This window comes from Streptomyces sp. CAI-85, assembly GCF_013363615.1.
Classification (GTDB): Bacteria; Actinomycetota; Actinomycetes; order Streptomycetales; family Streptomycetaceae; genus Streptomyces; species Streptomyces antibioticus_B.
The window spans coordinates 417,233-443,410 of sequence record NZ_JAANNX010000001.1 but is presented as its reverse complement, the minus strand read 5'-3'; the positions used below and the strand labels follow the sequence as shown (position 1 = coordinate 443,410).

The 26,178-nt window shown below is 74.3% G+C and carries 7 protein-coding genes; 3 read left to right on the top strand and 4 right to left on the bottom strand.

Annotated features, from left to right (window positions below; translation table 11 throughout):
• Window positions 1-4 precede the first annotated feature (4 nt).
• Entirely contained in the window at window positions 5-1,699 is a 1,695-nt protein-coding gene (locus G6W55_RS01800; protein WP_175518978.1) for an FAD-dependent monooxygenase, read from the bottom strand.
• 240 nt (window positions 1,700-1,939) lie between these two features.
• Between G6W55_RS01800 and G6W55_RS01795 the strand changes: the two genes are divergently transcribed.
• Together G6W55_RS01795 and G6W55_RS01790 are read left to right on the top strand one after the other, a co-directional pair.
• The gene (locus G6W55_RS01795; RefSeq protein WP_175518977.1) at window positions 1,940-3,439 is read left to right on the top strand and encodes an APC family permease; all 1,500 of its coding nucleotides are present in this window, start codon (window positions 1,940-1,942) and stop codon (window positions 3,437-3,439) included.
• 1 nt (window position 3,440) lies between these two features.
• Window positions 3,441-3,857, top strand: a complete 417-nt coding sequence (locus tag G6W55_RS01790; RefSeq protein WP_175518976.1) for a universal stress protein — start codon at window positions 3,441-3,443, stop codon at window positions 3,855-3,857.
• Window positions 3,858-3,869: 12 nt separating this feature from the next.
• Here G6W55_RS01790 and G6W55_RS01785 read toward each other — a convergent pair whose 3' ends face one another.
• The 3 genes from G6W55_RS01785 to G6W55_RS01775 all read right to left on the bottom strand — a co-directional run bounded on the left by G6W55_RS01785 (window position 3,870) and on the right by G6W55_RS01775 (window position 7,078).
• Window positions 3,870-4,754, bottom strand: coding sequence for an ABC transporter ATP-binding protein (locus G6W55_RS01785; protein ID WP_309243596.1), 885 nt, complete (start codon window positions 4,752-4,754; stop codon window positions 3,870-3,872).
• A gap of 4 nt (window positions 4,755-4,758) precedes the next feature.
• On the bottom strand, window positions 4,759-5,904 hold the full coding sequence (locus tag G6W55_RS01780; protein WP_175518975.1) for an iron chelate uptake ABC transporter family permease subunit: 1,146 nt from the start codon (window positions 5,902-5,904) through the stop codon (window positions 4,759-4,761).
• Between the two features lie 133 nt (window positions 5,905-6,037).
• Entirely contained in the window at window positions 6,038-7,078 is a 1,041-nt protein-coding gene (locus tag G6W55_RS01775) for an iron ABC transporter permease (RefSeq protein ID WP_175518974.1), read from the bottom strand.
• Window positions 7,079-7,246: 168 nt separating this feature from the next.
• Here G6W55_RS01775 and G6W55_RS01770 point away from each other — a divergent pair, with 168 nt between their 5' ends.
• On the top strand, window positions 7,247-26,170 hold the full coding sequence (locus G6W55_RS01770) for a non-ribosomal peptide synthetase (RefSeq protein ID WP_175518973.1): 18,924 nt from the start codon (window positions 7,247-7,249) through the stop codon (window positions 26,168-26,170).
• Window positions 26,171-26,178 lie beyond the last annotated feature (8 nt).

Here is a 26,178-nt window from a genome sequence, read left to right as displayed (position 1 = left end):
ACGGTTACCCCGTGCGCGCGGCCCCGGCGCTCCGCCTCCGCGTCGTACGTCCGGAGAGCGCCGCGACGTACTCGGCCACCCCCGCCGCCGTGCCGTCGAGCGGGAAGCGGGTGCCGAGGTGGCCGTCGGGGCGGACGACGAAGCCGGTCGGGCCGTCCGGCCGGTAGAGCCGGGCGAACTGCCCGCCGGCGTCCCGGTAGGCGGGGACGGGCAGCCGGTCGGCGGCGCCCGGCGCGGCCTCACGGGAGAGGATCGCGACGACCTGGAGGCCGACGCCGGGGCCCGTGTCGAGCGGCGCGACCGCCACGGTGGCCTCGGCGGCCGCCCTGGCCAGGTCGGTGACATCGGCGGCGTACAGCAGCGCCACATGCCCCACACGGCCGCGCAGCACGTCCAGCAGCCGCAGATGGTAGGCGGCCGCCGGGGCGGTCAGTCCGTCGCAGTCCGGGGCGCGGTCGCCGGGCTGCGGTGCCTCCAGGGACCCGTACGGGGCACCCGCCAGCGGTCCTTCGCGGTAGCCGACGAGGAGCTGGGCCTCTCGGAGCATGACCGTGCCCGGGTCGTCGGGGTCGCTGTGGACGCCCTGCGTGGCGTGCCGCACGGTGCGTCCGACGACCTCCTCGCCGACCGGGCGGCGTTCGGCGTCGTAGCTCTCCAGCAGGGCGGGGCCCGCCTCGTCGCGCAGCACCATGGCGAGCTTCCACGCCAGGTTGCAGGCGTCCTGCACCCCGGTGTTCATGCCCTGGGCGCCGGTCGGCGGATGGATGTGGGCGGCGTCGCCCGCGACGAAGACACGGCCCTCGCCGTAGCGGTCGACGATGCGGTGGCTGATGCGGAAGACGGAGGACCAGCGCATCCGGGAGAGCACGGCGGGGCGCGGGCCGAGCCGGTCGACGACCGCCTGGATGTGTTCGAGTTCGGGGATGCGGTCGTCCTCCAGGCCGTGCGCCACTCCGTCCCGCATGCCGTTCGTCCCGGTGGACAGCTCGGGCGGGACCAGCATCGACATCCGGTAGCGGCCGGTGCCGGGCAGCGGGATGCAGACCAGCAGGTCGTCGCTGGTGCCGTCGTCGGCGAGGTGCATGGACCGGATGCCGTAGCCGTGCGGCATGTCCCAGTCGGCCTCGACGTCGCCCAGCATGTACTCCTCGCCGAACGCCCCGCCCTCGAAGCTCAGCCCCAGCGTCTTGCGGACGGTGCTGTGCGCCCCGTCGCAGCCGACCAGGTACCCGGCCCGCACCTCCTCCTCGGCGCCGGAAGGGGTGCGCAGCACGGCGGTGACCCCCTCCGGGTCCTGTACGAACGACAGCAGCTCGGTGCCGCGCTCGACGACCGTGCCCTGTCCCGCGACGTACTCCTCCAGGAGGCGCTCGGTCTCGTACTGGGGGAGCGCGGCGAACCGGTACGGCACCTCGGGCGGCAGCGCGAGGTCGATCCGCGCCTGCTCCCGGCCGTTGACGTAGATGAGCTGCCCGCGGATCAGCGCGGCCGCCTCCAGCATCGTGCGGGCCAGGCCCATCCGGTCCCAGATCTCCAGGGTGCGCGGCTGGATGCCGACGGCCTTCGCGTACGGCAGCCGGGCCGACAGCCGGTCCACGATCCGGCACGGCACCCCGTGCCGGCCCAGCTCGGCGGCGGCGCTCAGGCCGACCGGGCCGGCGCCCACGATCAGTACGTCGGTCGTCCGGGTGTGCGCCACGCGTGCCTCCCTGCGTCGGGCCCCCCGAACCGGTTCCCGTCCTCCATGGTCACCTCTCCGGGCCCGGGCGGCGAGCCGGTGCGGTGCCCGTCGACCGCCACCCCCGACAAGTTAGGAAGCCTAAGTTCGTTCGGCAGGTCCCGCGCAGCCGGGTGAATGTGGCCCCCGCCGGTGTCCGTGCCACGGGAATCCGCGCCCCGGCCTGTTGGATGACCCCAGGCACGAGCGAAATGAGGGCGGATGGCCGAGAGCAGCGCGGACGCACGACCACCGGCGGAGGAGGGGCTGAAGGCCGACGCGATCGGCTTCGTGGACGCCCTCGTCATCGGGCTCAACGCCACCTCCCCCGCCTACTCGCTGGCCGCGGTCATCGGCCCGATCGTGGTGCTCGTGGGCGTCTACGCCCCCGGCGTCATGGTGGCGTCCTTCATCCCGATGCTGCTCATCGCGTCGGCGTTCTACTACCTCAACCGCGTCGACCAGGACTGCGGCACCACCTTCTCCTGGGTCACCCGCGCCATGGGCCCGTGGACCGGCTGGCTCGGCGGCTGGGCCATCGCGATGACCGGCGTCCTCGTCGTCGGATCGCTCGCGGACGTCGCCGTCACCTTCGCCCTGCTCGCCTTCGGCCTCGACAGTTGGGCCGAGAACACCGTCGTACGCCAGACGCTCGCCGTCCTGCTGATCATCGTGATGACCGCGCTGTGCGTCGTCGGCACCGAGGTGTCCGCCAAGGTGCAGAACGCGCTCATCCTCGCCCAGGTCGCCTGTCTGCTCGCCTTCGCGATCGTGGCGCTGTACCGGGTCTACGCCGGCACCGGCACCTTCGACTCCGTCGACCCGTCCGTCACCTGGCTGAACCCCTTCGGCGCCGGCGGCGCGGAACTCACCGCCGCCCTGCTTCTCGGCGTGTTCATCTACTGGGGCTGGGAGTCGGCGGTCAACCTCACCGAGGAGACCGAGCACTCCGCCACCGCCCCCGGCAAGGCGGGCGTCTGGTCCACCGTCATCCTGCTCGTCACCTATGTGTCCGTCGCCTACGCGGTCGTCGCCTACGCCGGTACGACCTTCCTCGCCGAGAACGCGGACGAAGAGGAGTTCATCTTCGCCCTGCTCGCCAACGAGGCGATGGGCGGCTGGGACTGGGTCGTCCTGCTCGCCGTCTCCACCTCGGCGATCGCCTCGACCCAGACGACGATCATCCCCGCGTCCCGCACCGCCCTGTCCATGGCCCGCCGGCACGCGCTGCCCCACCACTTCGCCCACATCCACCCGCGGTTCCGCACCCCGGACGCCAGCACCTGGTGGGTCGCGGGCATCGCCATCGCCTGGTACCTGATCCTCAACCAGCTCAGCGAGAACGCCCTGTTCGACTCCCTCACCGCGCTGTCGCTGCTGATCGCCTTCTACTACGCGCTCACCGGCGTCGCCTGCGCCGTGTACTACCGCCGCCATCTCACGGAGAGCGTGCGCAACTTCTTCCTCATCGGCGTCGGCCCGGTGGTGGGGGCGGCGCTGCTCTCCTGGCTGCTGGTGGAGTCCGTCTCCGACATGGCCGATCCGGCCAACTCCTACAGCGGGGTCTCCTGGTTCGGGCTCGGGCCGCCGCTGGTCATCGGCATCGGCATCACCCTCGCCGGCGTGATCCTCATGGTGGTGTGGCGGTTCACGGCGCCCGCCTTCTGGTCGGAACGGCCGGGCGTCGCCGACCCCGACCTCGTGCACGGAAAGGAGTCCTGAGATGTCGGTGGTGCTCGGCTACGACGAGTCCTCGGGCGCGGTCCACGCGCTGCGGGTCGCGCTGGAGGTGGCGACCGCCTTCGGCGAGCCCCTGGTGCTGGTCTTCGGCGCGGCGCCGCCGGGCGGGATGGGGGAGGAGTACCGCACCCACCAGCAGGCCGTCCGCGAGGCCGGCCGCGCCGCCCTGGAACACGCGGTCGCGGCCGCCGACGAGGCGGGCGTCCCCACCACGGTCGAGGTCCTCGACGAGAAGCCCGACCAGGCCCTCCTGGACGCCGCGTCCCGGCACGGGGCCCGCTTCATCGTGGTGGGGAGCTGGGGCGAGAGCCCGGTCCGCGGGGCGCTCCTCGGCTCCACCCCGCACAAACTCCTGCACCTGTCCCCGATCCCGGTGCTGTGCGTACCGATGCGGGACTGAGGCTGCCTTCCGCTACGCTCCGGCGACTCCCGCCTTCTCCGTCTCCGGCTCGGGCGCCTCGCCCTCGTGGTGACGCCCCATCGGGATCACCATCGGCGTCCTGCTGACCGGGTCCTCGCCGACCACGCACCGCAGTCCGAAGACGTTCTCCACGACCTCGGCGGTGATCACCTCGGACGGCGTGCCCTCGGCGACGATCCGGCCGGACTTCATGGCGACGATGTGGTCCGCGTAGCGGCACGCCTGGTTGAGATCGTGCAGCACCATCACGACCGTACGGCCCTGATGCCGGTTGAGGTCGGTGATCAGGTCCAGGACGTCGATCTGGTGGGCCAGGTCGAGATACGTGGTCGGCTCGTCCAGCAGCATCACCGGGGTGCCCTGGGCGACCGCCATCGCGATCCAGGCGCGCTGCCGCTGGCCGCCGGAGAGTTCGTCCACGGCGCGGTGCGCGAGGTCGCTCATCGCGGTGGCCCGCAGCGCCTCGTGCACGGCGTCCTCGTCACCGGACGACCACTGCCGCCACCAGGTCTGGTGCGGCGCGCGGCCGCGTCCGACCAGGTCGACGACGGTGAGCCCCTCCGGCGCCACCGGCGTCTGCGGCAGGATGCCGAGCTGCTGCGCCAGCGCCCGGGTCGGGATCGAGTGCACGGCGCGGCCGTCGAGGTGGACGGCCCCGGCCTTCGGGGTGAGCAGCCGGGCCAGCGCGCGCAACAGGGTCGACTTGCCGCAGGCGTTGGCGCCGACGATCGCCGTGATCCGCCCGGTGGGAACCGCCAGGTCCAGATCGTCGACGACGATCCGGTCGTCGTAGGCGAGCCGCAGTCCGTGCGCCCGCAGGTCGGGGCCGTCGGCGGGCCCTTCGATGGCCGACACCACGTCGGTGGTCGATGACACGTCTTCAGCCTCCTGAACCGGCGCGGTTGGCGCGGATGAGCAGCCACAGCAGGACGGGCGCGCCGAGCACGCCCGTCACGATCCCCACCGGCAGTTCGGTGTCCGGGACGATCTTTCGGGCGACGAGGTCGGACCCCAGCACCATGACGGCGCCGGTCAGGCCCGAGGCGAACGGCGGCGGGAACGCGGTGCCCGCGAGGCGCTGGGCGACCTGCGGGGCGGCGAGCGCGACGAAGGCGACCGGGCCCGCGGTGGACGTACCGAAGGCCACCAGGCCGACCGAGACGAGCAGCACCGCCACCCGTACCGTCTGCACCCGGGTGCCCAGGCCGCGGGCGACGTCGTCGCCGAGTTCCAGGGTCCGCATCAGCCGGCCGAGCAGCAGCGCCGTCGGCAGCAGCACGGCCAGCGCCACGGCGAGGGGCGTGATCTGGTCCCAGCTCCGGCCGTTGAGGTTGCCGACCAGCCAGCCGAGCGCCGCCTGCGCCTGGAAGCGCTCGCCGCGGGCCATGAGGTAGTCGGTGGCGCTGGTGCAGATCCATGAGACGCCGACGCCGACCAGCACGATCCGGTAGCCGGTGGTGCCCCGCTTCCAGGCCAGGGTGTAGACGACGAACGCCGCCGCCAGCGCGCCGAACAGACCGAGGACCTGGGTGCTCGGCCCGCCGTCCCAGCCGAGGACGATCCCGGCCACCACGGCGACACCGGCGCCCTGCGTGATGCCCATCATGTCGGGACTGGCCAGCGGGTTGCGGGTCATCGCCTGGAGCAGCGCGCCCGACACCCCGAACGCGACGCCCACCAGCAGGCCCGCCAGGGAGCGCGGCAGCCGCAGCTCCCGCACGATGAGTTGGGTGCCCGGGTCGCCGCCGCCCACCAGGGCCCGGGAGACGTCGGCGAGGGACAGGGGAATGTCGCCGACCGCCGTCTCGGCGCAGAAGGCGAGGAGCGCGGCGGCCAGGAGCAGCAGCGACACGGCCAGCAGCCGGGGCCGCAGCAGCCCGGACACGGGCGGCACCGCGAGCCGGAAGGTGACACGGCCGCCGGTGCGCCGGGCGGGTGTGCGGTCCGCGGGGTCCGTCGTGCGCGCGGGCCCCTTCGTCTCCCGGGGCCCGGGCCGGCCCGCCGGCGGCGAAAGCTCGGTGGTCATGGCGTACGGCTCCACTGGTTCGGTCGGGAGGTGGGTCGGCTGTGCGCGTGTGTGCGGGCGGGTGAGCCGGGTGCGGGGCCTCGGACGTGTCGTCGTGTCACCGTCTCCGCCTCCCCCCGAGCCGTGCCATTCCTCACAGCTCCGCGAGCCGGCGGCGCCGCACCAGGGCGATGAAGAACGGCCCGCCGATGAAGGCCACCAGGACACCGGCCTGGATCTCGACGGGGCGGTCGATGAGCCGGCCCGTGACGTCGGCGGCCAGCAGCAGACAGGGCGCGAGGACCGCCGACAGCGGCAGCAGCCAGCGGTGGTCGGGGCCGAGCCCGGCGTACTGGGCGAGGACGCGGGCGATGTGCGGTACGACCAGGCCGACGAAGACGACCGGTCCGATGACGGCGACGGCCCCGCCGGTCAGCAGGGTGACGGCCACCACCCCCTGGATGCGCACCGCCCCGAGCCGCAGTCCCAGCGACTTCGCGACGTCGTCACCGAGGGCGAGGCTGTTAAGGGAGGGCGCGCTCAGCAGGGCGAGCACCGCGCCGACGGCGAGGAAGGGCAGCACCCGCAGCAGGACCTCGGTGTCCTGATTGGCCAGCGAGCCCGCCGACCAGAAGCGGTAACGGTTCAGGGCGTCCGGGTCGGTGAGGGCGATCGCGCTGGTCAGCGAGAACAGCACGGAGGTCACCGCGACACCGGACAGGGCGAGTTTGACCGGGGTGGAGCCGGACCGGCCCACCCCGCCGAGGAAGTAGACCAGGACGCTCGCGGCCATCGCGCCGGCGAACGCGAACCAGATGTAGCCGTACACCGAGCCGATGCCGAGCACACCGACCGACAGGACGACCGCGAAGGCCGCGCCCGCGCTCACCCCGAGGATGCCGGGGTCGGCGAGCGGATTGCGGGTGAGTGCCTGCATCAGCGCGCCGGACAGTCCGAGCGCGGCGCCGGTGGCGAGGGCGAGGGCGGTGCGGGGGAGCCGGACCGACCAGATGACGTTGTCCACACGGGAGTTGGGGGCGTCGCCGAGGAGGGTGTCCCAGACCTGGCGCAGCGGTACGTCGAGCGCGCCGTACGCCATGGACAGGGCGCACAGTGCCAGCAGCGCCGCGCACGACAACGAGAGCAGCAGTACAGCGCGGGGGCCCGTGGCCGCCCGGACCGTCGAGGTCCCCACGTTCAACTTCCTTTGGTCAGGCTTACCTTAACTGTAGGGGGAGTTCCCGCTCGTCGCACTCCCCTCGACCTCGCCCTGTGGGAGGGCTGTGAAATTAGGTAACCCTTACCTTACTATGGCGGCGATCCTCCGGCTCGAGGCCGGGACGTAGCCTGGGGAGGCACTGTCGTGTGCGGGTCCGAAGAAGTTCTGACCTTTTGGCGTCGTACGCTCACTCCGCTTCCGGCGGAGATCTCACTGCCCGTCGACCGCCCCTACGGTCCGGAGCCGGACGCCGGTTCCCGGGAGAGCCGTGTCCTGACCGGACTGCCCGCCGCCTCCGACACCGAGGCGCTCGCCGCCTTCGTCGCCCTGCTGCACCGCCACAGCTCCGCGCTCGACCTGACGGTGGGCCACGACGGCCTCCCGGTGCGGGTCTCCGCCGACCATGAACCCGCCTTCCGTGAACTGGTGCGGCGGGTGCGCGAGTCCTACGACGAGGCCGTCACCCACCGGGTGCCCGTCTCGCTCCTCGTGGACGAACTGTCGCCCCGGCCCACCCGCGGCGGCGGCCTCCTCCTCAACGCCGCCTTCGGCACCGCCGACCGCCCGGCCGGTGAACTGCCCGGCCCCGTCGACCTGTTGCTGGAGACCGCCGACGGCGAGGTGCGGGCCACCTACGACCCGGCCCTCTTCGACGCCGCGACCGTGGACCGGCTCCTCGGCCACTACCGGACCCTGCTGGCCGACGCCCTGGAGCGCCCCGACGCGCCCATATCCCGGCTCGCCCTGATGGACGCGGACGAGTACCGGCAGGTCGTCCTCGACTGGAACGCCACCGAGCACACCGTCCCGGCCCGCACCTGGCCCGAGATGTTCGCCGAGCAGGTCCGCACCCGCCCCGACGAGACCGCCCTCGTCCTCGGCGACGAGCACCTCACCTACGCCGAACTCGACGAGCGCGCCAACCGCCTGGCGCACGCCCTGATCGCCCGGGGCGCGGGACCCGAGCGCATCGTCGCGCTGGCGCTGCCCCGCTCCGTCGACCTGTTCGTCACCGAGGTGGCGATCCTCAAGTCCGGCGCGGCCTATCTGCCGATCGACCACGACTACCCCGCCGACCGCGTCGCCTACATGCTCGACGACGCCGCGCCCGTCTGCCTCGTCACCGACCGGGAGACCGCCCGCGACCTCCCCGGCCGGGACGGCACCCGCACGCTGGCGCTCGACGCGCCGGACACCGTCGCGGAGTTGGCGCAGCGTCCCGCCCACGACCCGACCGACGCCGACCGCGGCGCGCCCCTCACGGTCCTCGGCGCGGCCTATGTGATCTACACCTCGGGATCCACCGGCCGCCCCAAGGGTGTCGTCCTGGCGCACACCGGTGTCGCCAAGCTCGTCGCCACCCAGAGCGAGCGGTTCGGCATCGGCCCGCACAGCCGTGTCCTCCAGTTCGCCTCGCCCAGCTTCGACGTGGCGTTCTGGGACCTGTGCCTCGGCCTGCTCTCCGGCGGCCGCCTCGTCGTCGTCCCCGCCGAACTCCGGGTGCCCGGCGCTGCGTTGGCCGACTACGCGCACCGGCACGGCATCACCTTCATGATCCTGCCGCCCGCCCTGCTCGCGGCCATGCCCGACGACGTCGAACTGCCGCCCACCGCCACCCTGCTGGCCGGCACCGAGCGCGTCTCCCCGGAACTGGTGGGCCGGTACGCCCGCGGCCGGATGATGTTCAACGCCTACGGCCCCACCGAGGCCACCACCAACTCCACGCTCGGCCTGTGCGATCCGGACATCCCGGCCGGCTCCATCGTGCCGATCGGCGTCCCCGACCCCGGCACCCGCGCCTACGTCCTCGACGCCGCGCTCCGCCCGGTCGCCCCCGGTGTCACGGGTGAGCTGTACCTCGGCGGTGCCGGGCTCGCCCGCGGCTACCTGGGGCGCGCCGCCCTGACCGCCGAACGGTTCGTCGCCGACCCCTTCGGCGCCCCCGGCGAACGCCTGTACCGCACCGGCGACCTGGTCCGCTGGCGCCCCGACGGACGGCTGGAGTTCCTCGGCCGCGCCGACGCCCAGATCAAGATCCGCGGCTTCCGCATCGAACCCGGCGAGATCGAGTCCGTCCTGCGCTCCCACCCGGCCGTCGACCAGGTCACCGTCGTCGCCCGCGAGGACCGCCCCGGCGACCGGCGCCTCGCCGCCTATGTCGTCCCCGCCCTCGACACCCCGCGCGACGACGACCCCGACGCCGGTGTCGAGGAGTGGCGCGAACTGCACGAACTGCTCTACCGGGCGGCCGGTTCCGAGGGCGCGCCCGCGCACAGCGACGGCCTCCGCGAGAACTTCGCCGGCTGGAACAGCATGTACGACGGCCGGCCCATCCCCGTCGAGGAGATGCGCGAGTGGCGCGCGGCGACCGTCGCCGCGATCCGCGGCCTCGGTGACGTCCGCCGGGTCCTGGAGATCGGCGTCGGCTCCGGTCTGATCCTGTCCGCGATCGCCCCCGACTGCGAGTCCTACTGGGGCACCGACCTGTCGGCCGAGGCGATCGCCGCCCTGCGCGGCCAGTTGGCGGCGTTCCCGGAGCTGGCCGCCAAGGTCGAGCTGAGCGCCCGGCCCGCCCACGACACCGACGGGCTGCCCGCCGGGCACTTCGACACGATCGTCATCAACTCCGTCGCCCAGTACTTCCCGAGCGCCGACTACCTCGCCGACGTACTGCGCCGCGCCGCCACCCTGCTCGCGCCCGGCGGCCGGATCCTCGTCGGCGACGTCCGCAACCTGCGGCTGCTGCGCACCCTGCGCGCCGCCGTGGAGACCCTGCGCGCGGCCGGCGGCCCCGACCCCGAGGACAAGACCGCGCTGCGCGAGGCCGTCGAACGCTCGGTGCGCTGGGAGGGCGAACTCCTCCTCGACCCCGACTTCTTCGCCGCCCTCGACGGCTTCGACGCCGACATCCGCCTCAAGCGGGCCGCCCACCACAACGAACTCAGCCGCTACCGCTACGACGTCGTCCTCCGCGCCACGGACACCGCGACCGCCGCAGACACCGCGCCCGACGAGCGGGAGGTCCCCTGGAGCGAGACCGGCGGCCCCGCCGGGCTCACCGCGCTGCTCGCCGAGCGCCCGGCCCGGCTGCGGATCACCGGCGTGCCCAACGCCCGGCTCACCGACGACCTCGCCGCCCTGCGCGCCCTGGACGGCAGCAGCCGCGAGGCCGCCGCCGGCACCGACCCCGAGGACCTGCACGCCCTCGCCGCCGCCCACGGCTACCGCGCCGCGCTCACCTGGAACGGCGCCTCCGACGACGGCGCGTTCGACGCCGTGCTCACCGTCGACGACGTCGACGGCCCCCTCACCGGCCTGTACCGCACCGCCGGCGGCTACCCGCACGCCAACCGTCCCGCCCCCTTCCGGGACGTCACGGCGCTGATGCGCACCCTGCGCGGCCACGCCGCCGACCTGCTGCCGGACTACATGGTCCCCGCCGCCTTCGTGCCCGTGCACGCCCTGCCGGTCACCCCCAGCGGCAAGATCGACGCCCGCGCCCTGCCCGCCCCGGACTACGCGGCGATGAGCTCCGGACGCCCCCCGCGCACCCCGCGCGAGAAGCTCCTGTGCGCCCTGTACGCCGAGGTGCTCGGCCTGGACTCGGTGACCGCCGAGGACGACTTCCTGGCCCTCGGCGGCGACAGCATCACCGCCATCCAACTCCTCGTCCGCGCCCGCGAGTCGGGGCTGCGGCTCACCACCCGCGAGGTGTTCCGGCACCGCACCGTCGAGGCCCTCGCACAGGCCGCCGTCGCCCGCACCGACGAGCACACCGGCGCCTCCGACGCGCCCCTCGTCGACGCGGACGCCGCCGAACTCGCCGAGATCCAGGGCACGAACCCGCTCGCCGTCGAGGAACTCCTGCCGCTGACCCCGCTCCAGCAGGGCTTCTTCTTCCACGCCCTGACAGGCGGCGCCGACGGCGACACCTATGTCGTCCAGCAGGTCCTCGACCTCACCGGACCCGTCGACGGAACCACCCTGCGCCGCGCCGCCCAGCGCCTCCTGGACCGGCACGCGCCGCTGCGCGCCGGGTTCCGCCAGCGCCCCGACGGCACCCCCGTGCAGATCGTCATCCGGGACGCCGTCCTGCCCTGGCGCGAGGTCGACCTCACCGCCCAGGACGCCACGGTCCGCGGGAGCCTCGGCGCGGCCGTCGCCGAGGACGAGCGCGCCGCCGGCTTCGACCTGGCCGCCCCGCCGCTGCTGCGCTGCGCCCTGATCCGCCTCGGCGACCGGCGCAGCCGCCTGGTCCTGACGTTCCATCACATCATTGCCGACGGCTGGTCGCTGCCCGTCCTGCACCGCGAACTCATGGCGTTCTACGGCACCGACGAGCCCGGACTGCCCGAAGTCGCCCCCTACCGCGGCTTCCTGCGCCGCCTCGCCGAGCAGGACCGGGACGCGGCGCGCGACACCTGGCGCACCGCCCTCGCGGGCCTGGAGGAGCCGACCCGGCTCGTCACCGCCCCGGCCGTCGCCGGGGCCGTACGGCCCGCGCACGTGCGGGTGGAGCTGACCGAGCGGACCACCGCCCTGCTCACCGACCGCGCGCGCGAGCACGGCGTCACCCTCGGCACGGTCGTCCAGGCCGCCTGGGGCCTGCTGCTCGGCACCCTCACCGGCCGCGACGACGTGGTGTTCGGCACCACCGTCTCCGGCCGTGACGGCGAGGTCGACGGCATCGCCTCCATGGTCGGCCTGTTCATCAACACCCTGCCCACCCGCTTCCGTTGGACGCCCCGGGCCACGCTCGCGGACCTGCTGACCCGGCTCCAGGACGAGCAGGCGCGTCTCCTCGACCACCAGCACCTCGGCCTCGCGGAGATCCAGCGGCTCACCGGCCACGCCGGCGAGGGCGAACTCTTCGACACCCTCGTGGTGTTCGAGAACTACCCGGCCGAGGCCGACCTGCGCGACGTGACCGGCACCGTGCGCATCACCGCCGACGCCTTCAACGACGCCGTCCACTACCCGCTGGCCCTCATCGTCAAGCCCGGCCGCCGCCTCGACCTGCGTCTCAAGCACCACGCCGAACGCCTGGACGCCGACCGCGTCCGCGTCCTCGGAGACCGGCTGACCCGTGTCCTGGAGGCCATCGCCGAGGACCCGTCGAGCACCGCCGCCTCGCTCGCCCTGCTCACCGCCGACGAGGCCCTGCGCGCCCACCCCCGGGGCGAGGAGCGCGAGGTCCCCGCGACCACGCTCGCCGCCGCCTTCGCCGACCAGGTGCGCCGCACCCCGGACGCCACGGCCGTCGTCTTCGGCACCGAACGCCTCACCTACGCCGAACTCGACGCCCGCGCCACGGCACTCGCCGCCCGGCTCGCCGAACGCGGCGCCCGCCCCGGTGAGTTCGTCGCCGTCGCCGTGCCCCGCTCGGCCGAGCTGATGGTGGCCCTGCTCGGTGTCCTGAAGTCCGGCGCGGCCTATCTGCCGCTCGACCTGGACTACCCCGCGGACCGTGTGGCGCACATGCTCACCGACTCCGGCGCCGGCACGGTGATCACGCTCGCCGCCACGGCCGACCGCCTCCCGGACACCGACGGCACCCGCGTCCTGCTCCTCGACACCGACGAGAGCGGCACGGCCGTTCCCGTCCCGTCCCGCCCCGACGACCCCGCCTACCTGATCTACACCTCCGGCTCCACCGGCCGCCCCAAGGGCGTCGTCGTCACCCACCGCGCCATCGTCAACCGGCTCGCCTGGATGCAGGGCGCCTACGGGCTGACCGCCGACGACCGGATCCTCCAGAAGACGCCGTCCAGCTTCGACGTGTCGGTCTGGGAGTTCTTCTGGCCGCTCCTCGAAGGCGCCGCCGTCGTCCTCGCCCGCCCCGACGGCCACCGCGACCCGGCCTACCTGGCCGGCCTCGTGCGCGCCGAGCGCGTCACCACGATGCACTTCGTGCCGTCCATGCTGGAGGCGTTCCTCCAGCACGACCAGGTCACCGAGGACCCCGCCTGGGCCGCCTCCCTGCGCCGCGTCCTGAGCAGCGGCGAGGCCCTGCCGGCCGGCGCCGCCGCCCGCTGGCACGCCCTCACCGGCGTCCCGCTGCACAACCTGTACGGCCCCACCGAGGCCGCCGTCGACGTCACCCACCACCGCTACGACGGCACCGACGACGGCCCCTCCGTGCCCATCGGCCGCCCGGTGTGGAACACCGGCCTGCGCGTCCTGGACACCTGCCTGCGCCCGGTCCCCGACGACGTGCCTGGCGAGCTGTACCTGACCGGCGTCCAGCTCGCCCGCGGCTACCACGCCCGGCCCGCGCTGACCGCCGAGCGTTTCACCGCCGACCCGTACGGCCCGCCCGGCACCCGCATGTACCGCACCGGCGACCTGGTGCGCCGCCGCGCCGACGGGGTGATCGAGTACCTCGGCCGCACCGACCGTCAGGTCAAGCTGCGCGGCAACCGCATCGAACTCGGCGAGATCGAGGCCGCGTTGACCGCGCTGCCCGAGGTCGCTCAGTCCGCCGTCACGGTCCGCGACAACGCGCTCGTCGCCTACGTCGTCCCGGTCCCGTCCGCGGGTGCCACCGCGGACGTCACCGCGCTGCGCGACGCGCTCGCCGGGGTCCTGCCCACCGCCCTGCTGCCCGGCGCCTGGGTCGTCCTCGACGCCCTGCCGCTGACCCCCAGCGGCAAGCTGGACCGGAACGCGCTGCCCGCCCCGCAGGCCGTCCGCGCCGAGGCCCGCGCCCCCCGCACCCCGCGCGAACAGCTCCTCACCGAGATCTTCGCCGCCGTGCTGAAGCTGCCCGACGCCGGTGTGGACGACGACTTCTTCCTGCTCGGCGGCGACAGCATCACCTCGATCGCCGTCTCCAGCCGGGCCCGCCGCGCCGGTCTGGTCCTCGACCCGCGCGACGTCTTCGAGCACCGCACCCCGGCCGCGCTCGCCGCCGCCGCGACCCTGGACGAGGCCGAGACCGCCGAGCCCGCGCCCGCCTTCACGCTCACCGAGGAGGAGCACGCCCGCGTCGAACGCCTCGCCCCCGGCCGGGTCGAGGACGTGTGGCCGCTCGCCCCCCTCCAGGAGGGTCTGTTCTTCCACTCCACCTACGACGACGGCACCCTCGACGTCTACACCGTCCACGAGTCCTTCGACTTCGCCGAACGCGTCGACACCGCACGCCTGACGGCCGCCACCCGCACCCTGCTCGCCCGCAACCCCAGCCTGCGCGCCGGGTTCACCAGCGACGGGCTGCGCCAGCCGGTGCAGTTCATCGTCCGTGACGCCGAGATCCCGCTCACCGAGGTCGACCTGTCCACGCTCACCCGTGACGAACAGGACGTGCGGCTGCGGGAGTTGATGGACGAGGAGCGCTCCCGCCGCTTCGACCTCAGCCTCCCGCTGCTGTTCCGCATGCTGCTCGTGCGGCTCGGCGAGGGCCGCGGCGACCGGCTCGTGATCGGCCGCCACCTCATCCTGTGGGACGGCTGGTCCGCCTGGCTCTTCCTGGACCAGCTCTTCGCCCTCTACGAGACCGCGGGCGACCCGGCCGGCCTCGCCGAGCCCGGTTCCTACCGCGACTACCTGACCTGGCTGGAGCGCCAGGACGACACCCGGGCCACCGGCGCCTGGCGCACCGCCCTGGCCGGCTTCGAGGAGCCGACCCTGCTCGCGCCCGCCGTCTCCGACCGGGGCCTCGAACCCGTCATCCCCGAGCAGCTCGACGCCCTCCTCGACCCCGAGGTGGGCGAGCGGCTGCGCGAGACCGCCCGCCGCCACGGCCTCACCCTGAACACCGTGCTCAACGCGGCCTGGGGCCTGGCGCTGGCCGCCGTCACCGGCCGCACCGACATCGCCTTCGGCACCACCGTCGCCGGCCGCCCCAGCGAGGTGCCGGACGTCGAGAACGTCATCGGCATGTTCCTCAACACCGTGCCCGCCCGGATCGCCTTCGACCCGCGCGAACCCGTCCTCGACCTGCTCCGCCGCGTCCAGGGCGAACGCCTCGCGCTGATGCCGTACGAGTACCTGGGCCTCGGCGTCCTCCAGGCCGAGACCGGGCACCGGCGGCTGTTCGACACGCTGTTCGTGCTGCGCAACGCCGACACCGAGGAGCGGCTCGCGGAACTGCGCGACCGGCACGGCGCGACCGCCGTGGCCAACGTGGACGCCACCCACTACCCGGCCAACCTGGTCGTCACCCCCGGCGAACGCGTCCGCGTCACCCTCGCCTACCGGCCCGACCTGCTCGACGACGGCTACGCCCGCGCCCTCCTGGAGCGGTTCGTGCTGCTCGTCGGCCGGCTGGTCGCCGACCCGGCCGCCCCGGTCGGCTGCCTGGACGGGCTGCTGCCCGCCGAGACCGCCCTGCTGGCCCGCGAGGACGCCGAGCGGCGCGAGCCCGTGCCGCACGAGACGATCGCCGACATGCTGGCCGCCCAGGCCCTGCGCACCCCGCACGACACGGCCCTGGTCTTCGGCTCCGCCACCCTCACCTACGCCGAACTCGACGAGCGCTGCAACCGGATGGCCCGGCTGCTGATCGCCCACGGCGCCGGACCCGAGCGGGTCGTCGCCCTCGGCCTGCCCCGCTCCATCGACACCGTCGTCGCCCTGTTCGCCGTCCTGCGCACCGGCGCCGCCTACCTGCCGCTGGAGCTGGACCACCCGGCCGAGCGGCTCTCCCTGATGCTGGCCGACGCCCGCCCGCTGCTCCTGCTGTCGAACCGGGCGGTCTCGGCGACCCTCACCGGCGACACCCCGCGCCTGCTCCTCGACGACCCCGGCACGGCCGCCGAACTCGCCGCGCAGTCCGGCGTTCCCGTCACGGTGTCCTTCAGCCTGGACCACCCGGCCTACGTCATCTACACCTCCGGCTCCACCGGCCGGCCCAAGGGTGTCGTCACGCCGTACCTCGGTCTGACCAACATGCAGCTCAACCACCAGAAGGAGATCTTCGCCCCGGCCATCGCCTCGGCCGGCGGGCGGCGGCTGCGCATCGCGCACACCGTGTCCTTCGCCTTCGACATGTCCTGGGAAGAGCTGCTGTGGCTCGTCGAGGGCCACGAAGTGCACATCTGCGACGAGGAGTTGCGCCGCGACGCCATCGCCCTGGTGGCGTACTGCGAGGAACACCGTGTCGACGTCGTCAACGTGACCCCCACCTACGCCCATCTCCTGCTGGAGGAGGGCCTGTTGGAGGGGCACCGGCCGCCGCTGGTGCTGCTCGGCGGCGAGGCCGTCACCGAGACCGTGTGGAACACCCTGCGCGACACCGACGGCACCTACGGCTACAACCTGTACGGGCCCACCGAGTACACCATCAACACCCTCGGCGGCGGCACCCACGACAGCGCCACCCCGACCGTCGGCAAGCCCATCCGCGCCACCCGCGCCCGGATCCTCGACACCTGGCTGCGCCCCGTCCCCGAGGGCGTGGCGGGCGAGCTGTACATCGCCGGCGTCGGCCTGGCCCGCGGCTACCTGGACCGGGCCGGCCTGACCGCCGAACGGTTCGTCGCCGACCCCTACGGGCTGCCCGGCGAGCGCATGTACCGCACCGGCGACCTGGTGCGCCGCCGTGCCGACGGCAACCTCGACTTCCTCGGCCGTACCGACGACCAGGTCAAGATCCGCGGCCACCGCGTCGAACTCGGCGAGATCGAGACGGCGTTGGCGCAGCTCCCGGAGGTCTCCCGGGCCGCCGTCCTGGCCCGCGACGACACCTCCGCGCCCGGCACCAAGCGGCTGGTCGCGTACGTCGTACCGGCCGAACCCGACGCCGAGGCACGGGAGTCGGCCGAACGCGAGCAGATCGGTGAGTGGCAGGAGATCTACTCCGCCGAGTACACCGAGATCGGCACCGCCCTGTTCACCGAGGACTTCGCCGGCTGGGACAGCTCCTACGACGGCACCCCCATCCCCGTCGAGCACATGCGCGAGTGGCGCGAGGCCACCGTCGCCCGCATCCGCGAGCTGAAGCCCCGCCGCATCCTGGAGATCGGCGTCGGCTCCGGTCTGCTGCTGTCCCGGCTGGCGCCGGACGCCGAGGCGTACTGGGCGACCGACTTCGCCGCCCCCGTCATCCGCAAGCTCACCGAGGGCGTGCGCACCGTCCCCGAACTGGCCGCCAAGGTCGAACTGCGCTGCCAGCCCGCCGAGGACACCCAGGGCCTGCCCACCGGATACTTCGACACGGTCGTCATCAACTCCGTCCTCCAGTACTTCCCGAGCCTGGACCACCTCCACCAGGTGATCCGCGGCGCGCTCGGCCTGCTCGCCCCCGGCGGCGCCCTCTTCCTCGGCGACGTCCGCGACCTGCGCCAGGCCCGGGTGTTCCAGGCCGGCATCCAGGCCGCCCGCGCCGAACCGGACACCGCCCCCGACGCGCTGCGCCGGGCCGTCGAACGCGGCCTCGCCCTGGAGAAGGAACTCCTCGTCGACCCCGACTGGTTCACCACCCTCGGCGTCGGAGTCGACCTGCGCACCAAGGCCGGCCGCCACCACAACGAACTCACCCGCTACCGCTACGACGTCGTGCTGTACGAGGGCGACGCGCTCCCCGTGGCCGACGCCCCCGCCGTCGACTGGACCGGCCCCGACGCGCTGCGCGCCCGCCTCGACGGCACCGGACCGCTGCGGGTGACCGGCATCCCCGACGCCCGCACCGCCGGCGACCTCGCCACCCTGCGCGCCCTGGACACCGGACGCCCCACCGGCCTCGACGCCACCGGCGTGGAACCGGAGGACCTGCGCGACCTCGCGCACGAGACCGGACACCGGCTGCTCACCACCTGGTCCGGCGAACCCGGCCGCTACGACGCCGTGTTCGTGCCCGGCACCGACGCCCCGCGCACCTCCGGCCTGTACCGGGCCCGCGCCGGACGCGAGGACGCCCCGTACGCCAACACCCCGGCGGCCGGCCGCGGGCACACCGCGCTCGTCCGCAGGCTCCGCGACGACCTCGGACAGCGGCTGCCCGGCTACATGGTGCCCGCCGCGTTCGTGGTGCTGCCCGGACTGCCGATGAACGACAACGGCAAGCTCGACGCCCGCGCCCTGCCGGACCCCGAGCCCGCCGTCGCCCTGTCGGCCGGGCGCGGCCCGCGCACCCCCGTCGAGGAGGTGCTGTGCCGGCTGTTCGCCGAGGTGCTCGGTCTGCCCAGGACCGGCGCCGAGGACAACTTCTTCCACCTCGGCGGACACTCCCTGCTGGCCACCCGGCTGATCAGCCGCGCCCGCACCGAACTCGGCGCCGAACTCGCCATCCGTGACCTGTTCGAGGCGCCCACCCCCGAGACCCTGGCCCTGCGCGCCGAGGCCGGACACCCCGCCCGCCCGGTCCTGGCGCCGGTCGCCGACCGGCCCGCCCGGATCCCGCTGTCGGCCGCCCAGCGCCGCCTGTGGCTGGTGGAGCGGATCGCCGGGGACGGCGTCGCCTACAACTTCCCGCTCGTCTTCCGGCTCCGGGGCACCCTGGACACCGACGCCCTGTGCACCGCCCTCCACGATGTGACGGACCGTCATGAAGCCCTGCGCACACGGTTCCCGGAGGTCGACGGGGAGCCCTGCCAGTGGATCGCCGCGCCCGGCGAGGCCGAGCCCGAGTTCGAGGTCACCGAGGGCACCGAGGCGGGTCTCGCCGCGTGGATCGAGGACGCCCAGCGGCGCCCGTTCGACCTCGCCCGCGACCTCCCGGTGCGCGCCGGGGTGCTGCGCCTGGCCGCCGACGACCACGTGGTGGCCGTCGTCCTGCACCACATCACCACCGACGAGTGGTCCGACCGGCCGTTCCTGGCCGACCTGAACCACGCCTACACCGCCCGCACCTCCGGGCACGCCCCCGCGTGGACGCCGCTGCCGGTGCAGTACGCCGACTACACCCTCTGGCAGGAGAGCCTGCTGGCCGACCTGGGGGAGCGCCAGCTCGCCTACTGGACGGACGCGCTCGGCGGGCTGCCCGAGGAGATCCCGCTGCCCCTGGACCGGCCCGGCGCCCCCCGCGCCACCGGCCACGGCGCCGTGGTCCGCGCCACCCTGCCCGACACCACCGGCGCCGCGCTGCGCGACCTGGCCGCCACCCACCAGGTCAGCATGTTCATGCTGTTCCAGGCCGCCACCGCCGCCCTGCTGCACCGGCTCGGCGCCGGCGACGACATCCCGCTCGGCGCCCCCATCGCGGGCCGCACCGACAGCGCGGTGGACGACGTCGTCGGCTTCTTCGTCAACACGCTCGTGCTGCGCACCGACCTGTCCGGCACCCCGACCTTCGCCGAACTCCTCGACCGGGTACGGGAATCCGCGCTGGCCGCCTTCGAGCACCAGGACGTGCCCTTCGACCGGGTCGTGGAGGCCGTCAACCCGGTCCGCGCCGCCGACCGCAACCCGCTCTTCCAGGTGATGCTCGGCTACCACCACCGCCCCGACGGCGACCCCGACCTCTTCGGCCTGGCCACCGAGTGGTTCGACATGGACAACGGCATGGCCAAGTTCGACCTCGACTTCACCGTCGTCGACCACGGCCCCGGCCGTGACATGGCCCTCCTGCTGGAGTACGCCACCGACCTCACCGACCCGGAGACCGCGGCGGACCTCGCCGCCCGCTTCGTGGACCTGCTCGCCCAGGTCGCCCACGACCCCGCCCGCCCGCTGGACACCCTCCGCGTGCTCACCGACGCGGAGGAGACGGCCGCGGCGACCCTCTGGAACGCCACGGACCGCCCGCTGGAGACCCGTTCCGTCCCGGAGATCCTCGACGCCGTCGTCCGCGCCCGCCCCGACGCCCCCGCCCTGGCCACCGCCCACTCCCGGCTCACCTTCCGCGAACTGGGCGCCCAGGTGGACGCCGTGGCGCGCCTGCTGCGGGAGCGCGGCGCCGGCGCCGAACACGTCGTCGGCCTCGCCCTGCCCCGGCACCTGATGGTCCCGGCCCTCCTCGGCGTCCTGAAGTCCGGCGCCGCCTATCTGCCGCTCGACCCCGAATACCCGGCGGACCGCCTGGAGTTCATGCTCCGCGACACCGCCCCGCTGTGCGTCCTGACCACCGCGGAGCTGGCACCGAAGCTGCCCGACGGAGCGCCGGTCGTCCTCCACGACGAGACGGCGGCGTACGAGGGCACGGCGGCCGACGCCATCGTGCCGCCCGCCCCCTCGGCGGCCGCGTACGTCATCTTCACCTCGGGCTCCACCGGCACCCCCAAGGGCGTCGTCGGCACCCACCGCGGTCTGAGCAACTTCTTCGGCGCCCACCACGACGACCTGATCCGGCCCGCCGAACAGGCCCTCGGCCGCACCGCCCTGCGGGCCGTGCACGCCGCGTCGTTCAGCTTCGACGGCTCCTGGGAGCCGCTGATCTGGCTGCTCGCCGGACACGAGCTGCACGTCACCGACGAGGCCACCATGGCCGACCCGGCCGCGCTCCTCGCCCTCCTCGGCCGGGAGGACATCGACTTCCTCGACGTCACCCCGACCTATCTGCGCGAGCTCCTCCACCACGGCTTCCTGGAGCCCGGCGCCCCGCTGCCCGGCGTCATCGCCGTCGGCGGCGAGGCGACCCCGGCGCCGCTGTGGGAGCGGCTGTGCGCCCTGCCCGGCGTCCAGGTCCACGACCTGTACGGCCCCACCGAGAGCGCGGTCGACGCCTACGGCTGGCACAGCGACACCGCCGGCCGGCACGCCGCCCCGCTCGACAACATCCGCGCCCACGTCCTCGACGCGGCCCTGCGCCCGGTGCCGGTCGGCGTGACCGGCGAGCTGTACCTCGCGGGCGAGGGCCTCGCCCGGGGCTACCTGGGCCGCCCGGACCTCACCGCCGAACGCTTCACCGCCGACCCCTACGGCCCGCCCGGCACCCGGATGTACCGCACCGGCGACCTCGTGCGCCGCCGCCGCGACGGCTCCCTGGAGTTCCAGGGCCGCGCCGACGGCCAGGTCAAGCTGCGCGGCTTCCGCATCGAGACCGGCGAGATCGAGGCGTTCCTCGCCGGCCTGCCCGGTGTGGCCACGGCCGCCGTCGTCGTCCGCGAGGACACCCCGGGCGTGCCCCGGCTGGTGGCGTACGTCCTCCCGGCCGCCGACCGCGACCCGGACCCGGCCGAGCTGCGCGCCCGTACGGCCGCCGCCCTGCCCTCGCACATGGTCCCGGCCGCCTTCGTCACCGTCCCCGCCCTGCCCCGCACCGTCGCCGGCAAGCTCGACGTACGCGCCCTGCCCGCCCCCGACCTCGGCGCCCTCACCTCCGGACGCCGGCCCCGCACCCCCCGCGAGGACCTGCTGTGCGAGGCGTTCGCGGCGGTCCTCGGCGTACCCGAGGCGGGGGTCGACGACGACTTCTTCGCCCTGGGCGGCCACTCCCTGCTCGCCATGCGGCTGACGGCGCGGATCCGTGCCGCGCTCGGCGCCGAGGTGTCGCTGCGCACCGTTTTCGACGCCCCGACCCCGGCCCGCCTCGCCCGCCACCTCACCGACGCGGCCGCCCCCACCCGCCCGGCGCTGACCGCGCGGGAACACACCGGCCCGCTGCCGCTGTCCTCCGCCCAGCAGCGCCTGTGGGTGCTCTACCAGGTGGAGGGCCCCAGCGCGACGTACAACATCCCCTCCGCCTGGCGGCTCACCGGGGACCTGGACGTCGACGCGCTCCGCGCGGCCGTGCACGACCTCGTCGAACGGCACGAGACGCTGCGCACGGTCTTCCCCGACGGCCAGGGCCGCGCCCGGCAGCACGTGCTGACGCCCGACGAGGCCCGTATCCCCTTCGAGGTGACCGACACCGACGAGGACCTGCTGCCCGAACTCCTCGCCGAGGCCGGCGCGTACGGCTTCGAGCTGGACCGCGAACCCCCGCTGCGCGTCCAGGTGTTCCGCACCGGCGACCAGGACTGGACGCTGCTGCTGCTCCTGCACCACATCGCCGGCGACGAGTGGTCCGAGGGCCCGCTCAACCGCGACCTGGCCCTCGCCTACGCCGCCCGTACCGCCGGACACGCCCCCGACTGGGAGCCGCTGCCCGTCCGGTACGCCGACTACACGCTCTGGCAGCATGACGTCCTCGGCGACGAACAGGACCCCGAGAGCCTGTCGGCCCGTCAGATCGCCTACTGGAAGCGGACCCTGGCCGGGCTGCCCGAGGAACTGGCGCTGCCCTTCGACCGGCCCCGCCCCCTGGAGTCCAGCTACCGGGGCGGCGCGGCCGACCTGTCCCTGGACGCCGAACTCGGCGCCGCCCTGCACGCGTTGGCCCGCGACAACGGCGTCAGCGTGTTCATGGTCCTCCAGGCCGCCGTCGCCACCCTGCTCACCCGGCTCGGCGCCGGCACCGACATCCCCGTCGGCAGCCCGATCTCCGGCCGCACCGACGCCGCACTGGACGAGCTCGTCGGCTTCTTCCTCAACACCCTGGTCCTGCGCACCGACACCTCGGGCGACCCGACCTTCCGTGAACTCCTCGCCCGGGTGAGGGCGTCGGACCTCGCCGCCTACGACCACCAGGACGTGCCGTTCGAGCGGCTGGTGGACGCCCTCAACCCGGCCCGCTCCCTCGCCCGGCACCCGCTGTTCCAGGTGATGGTCGTCTACCTGGCGTCCGGCGACGACGAGACCGGCCTGCCCGGACTGCTCGCCCGCCGCGACGACGTGGAGGGCACCACCGCCAAGTTCGACCTCTCCTTCGACTTCGTGGAACGCGCCGACGGCACCGGCGTCGACGGCGTCCTCGAATACAGCGCCGACCTGTTCGACCCGGCCACCGCGCAGTCCTTCGCCGACCGGCTCCGACGCCTGCTGAAGGCCGTCACCGCCGACCCGGACCGCACCCTCGGCCGTATCGACATCCTCGGCCCGGACGAGCGGACCCGCCTCACCGGCGGCTGGCACGGCACGCCCCTCGCGAGCCCGCCCACCACCGTGCCCGCCCTCTTCGAGGCCCAGGCCCGCCTTCACGGCGACCTGCCCGCCGCCGCCTCCGACGGCGTCGAGCTGACCTTCGCCCGGCTCAACGCCGACGCCAACCGGCTGGCCCGGCTCCTGGTCGAGGCGGGCGCCGGACCCGAGCGGTTCGTCGCCCTCGCCCTGCCCCGCACCGCCCACTTCCTCACCGCCGTCCTCGCCGTCCACAAGGCGGGCGCCGGCTATCTGCCCCTCGACCCCGACGCCCCCGCCGAGCGCACCGCCGACGTCCTCGCCGACGCCGGACCCGTCCTCACCCTCAGCACCGCCGACCTCGCCGCCGGCCTGCCGGACGACGCCGCGCCGCTGCTCCTGGACGACCCCGCGCTCCGCGCACGCATCGCCGCCCACGACCCGGCCGACCTCACCGACGCCGACCGCACGGCCCCGCTGACCCCGCGCCACCCGGCGTACGTCATCTACACCTCGGGCTCCACCGGCCGCCCCAAGGGCGTCGTCGTCACCCACGAGACGCTCGGCAACCTCTTCCACAGCCACCGCGAGACGCTGTACGGCCCGGCCGTCGAGGCCGCCGGACGCGCCCACCTGCGGGTCGGGCACGCCTGGTCGTTCTTCTTCGACGCCTCTTGGCAGCCCCAGCTCTGGCTGCTGGACGGCCACTGCGTCCACGTCCTGTCCGAGGAGGTGCGCCGCGACCCCGAACTGGTCACCCAGGCCGTGCTCCGGAGCCGCCTCGACTTCCTGGAGGTCACCCCGTCGTTCTTCGCGCAGATGGCCGACAGCGGCCTGCTGAGCGGCGACGACTGCCCGCTCGCAGTCGTCGGCGTGGGCGGCGAGGCCGTCCCGGTCGCCCTGTGGCAGCGGCTCGCCGCCCTGCGCGGCACCGAGGCGTTCAACCTCTACGGCCCCACCGAGTCCACCGTCGACGCCCTGGTGGCCCGTGTCCGCGACAGCGAACGCCCGCTGGTGGGACGCCCGGTGACCGGCACCCGCGCCTACGTCCTGGACGACCTGCTCCAGCCGCTGCCGCCCGGTGTGCCCGGCGAGCTGTACCTCGCGGGCGGCGGACTCGCCCGCGGCTACCTCGGCAGCCCCGGCCTGACCGCCGAAAGGTTCGTCGCCGACCCGTTCGGGCCGCCCGGATCCCGGCTGTACCGCACCGGCGACCTGGCCCGCTGGACCGCCGACGGCCGCCTCGACTACCTCGGGCGCGCCGACGACCAGGTCAAGATCCGCGGCTTCCGTATCGAACCCGCCGAGATCGAGGCCGCGCTCACCACCCACCCGGCCGTCGGCCAGGCGTTGGTGACGGTCCGTCAGGACGGTGCGCGCAAGCTGCTCGTGGCCTACGTCGTCCCCGCCCCGGACAGCGCACCCGACCCGGCGCTGCTGCGCGGCCATGTCGCCGCCCGGCTGCCCGACCACATGGTCCCGGCGGCCGTCGTCACCCTGGAGCGGTTCCCGCAGCTCGCCAACGGCAAGCTGGACCGGTCCGCGCTGCCCGCGCCCGACTTCACCGCCCTGTCCTCGGGACGCGCCCCCGAAGGCCCCGTGGAGGAACTGCTCTGCACGGTCTTCGCGGAGGTGCTCGGCCTCGAACAGGTCGGCGTGGACGACGACTTCTTCGCCCTCGGCGGAGACAGCATCGTCGCCATGCAGCTCGTCGGCCGGGCGCGCGCGGCCGGACTGCGCATCAGCCCCCGGCTGATGTTCCGCCACCGCACCGTCGCCGCCCTCGGCGCCGTCGCCGAGACCGCCGACACCGCCGCGCCGCGCCCCGTGGACGACGGCACCGGCACCGTGCCGCTGACCCCGGTCATGCACTGGCTGCGCGAACTGGGCGGCCCCTTCGCCACCTACCACCAGGCGGCGCTGGTCCGCACCCCGGCCGAACTGGACCTGACCGGCCTCACCGCCGTGCTCCAGTCGCTCGCCGACCGCCACGACCTCCTCCGCGCGACCCTCGTGCGGCCCACCCGCGAGGACACCGAGGACTGGTCGCTCCATGTGCCGCCCACCGGCACGGTCGACGCCGCCGGCTGGCTCGACCGGGTCGACGTCACCGGCCTGGACGCAGGGGAGCTGGGCGACACGGTCCGTCGGCACACCGAGGCGACACGGGCCCTGCTCGACCCGGACACCGGTGCCATGGTCCGCGCCGTCTGGTTCGACGCGGGGGACCGGCCGGGACGGCTGCTGCTGATGGGCCACCACCTCGTCGTCGACGGTGTGTCCTGGCGCGTCCTGCTCCCGGACCTCGCCGCCGCCTGGCAGCAGGTGCGCGCCGGCCGCCCGGCCGACGTCCCGCCCGTGGAGACCTCGTTCGCCCGCTGGTCCCGGCTGCTCACCACGCTCGCCCAGGCACCCGAGCGGGAGGCCGAACTCCCCGTCTGGACCGAGGTCCTGGACGGCGGCACCGAACCGCTGCCGCTGCTGCGCGAGCCCGACCCGGACCGCGACACCACCGCCACCCAGCGCGAGGTCGTCCTGCGGCTGCCCGCCGACCGCACCGGCCCGCTGCTGTCCGCCGTGCCCGCCGCGTTCGGCGCGGCCGTCAACGACGTCCTCCTCGCCGGTCTCGCCCTCGCCGTCGCCGACTGGCGCCGGCGCACGGGCGGCGCCGACCGCACGCTCCTGGTCGACCTCGAAGGCCACGGCCGCGAGGAGGAACTCGCCGGTGACGACGTCGACCTGTCCCGTACGGTCGGCTGGTTCACCAGCGTCTTCCCGGTACGGCTCGACGCCGGACCGGTCGACCCCGCCGAGGCGTTCGACGGCGGCACGGCCGCCGAGGAGGCCGTGCGCAGGGTGCGCGAGCACCTCGCGTCACTGCCCGCGAACGGCGTCGGATACGGTCTGCTGCGCCACCTCAACCCGCGCACCCGCGACGTGCTCGCGGGCCGGGAGCAGGCGCGCGTGGAGTTCAACTACCTGGGCCGGTTCGGGATCCCCGAGGAGACCGACTGGTCGTACGCGCCCGAGGAGGACGCGGCCGACATCGGCCCGGAGGCGGCGATGCGCGAGGGCCACGCCCTGAGCATCAACGTCGTCACCGAGGATCGGGCGGACGGGCCGGTACTGGCCGCCCACTGGTCCTATCTGGAAGGACTGCTGGCGCGCGAGACCGTCGAGGATCTCGCGGGCACGTGGTTCAGGGCACTGGAGGGCCTCGTCGCATGTGCGGAGAGGAAGCAGCAGCGGTGAGGACCGCG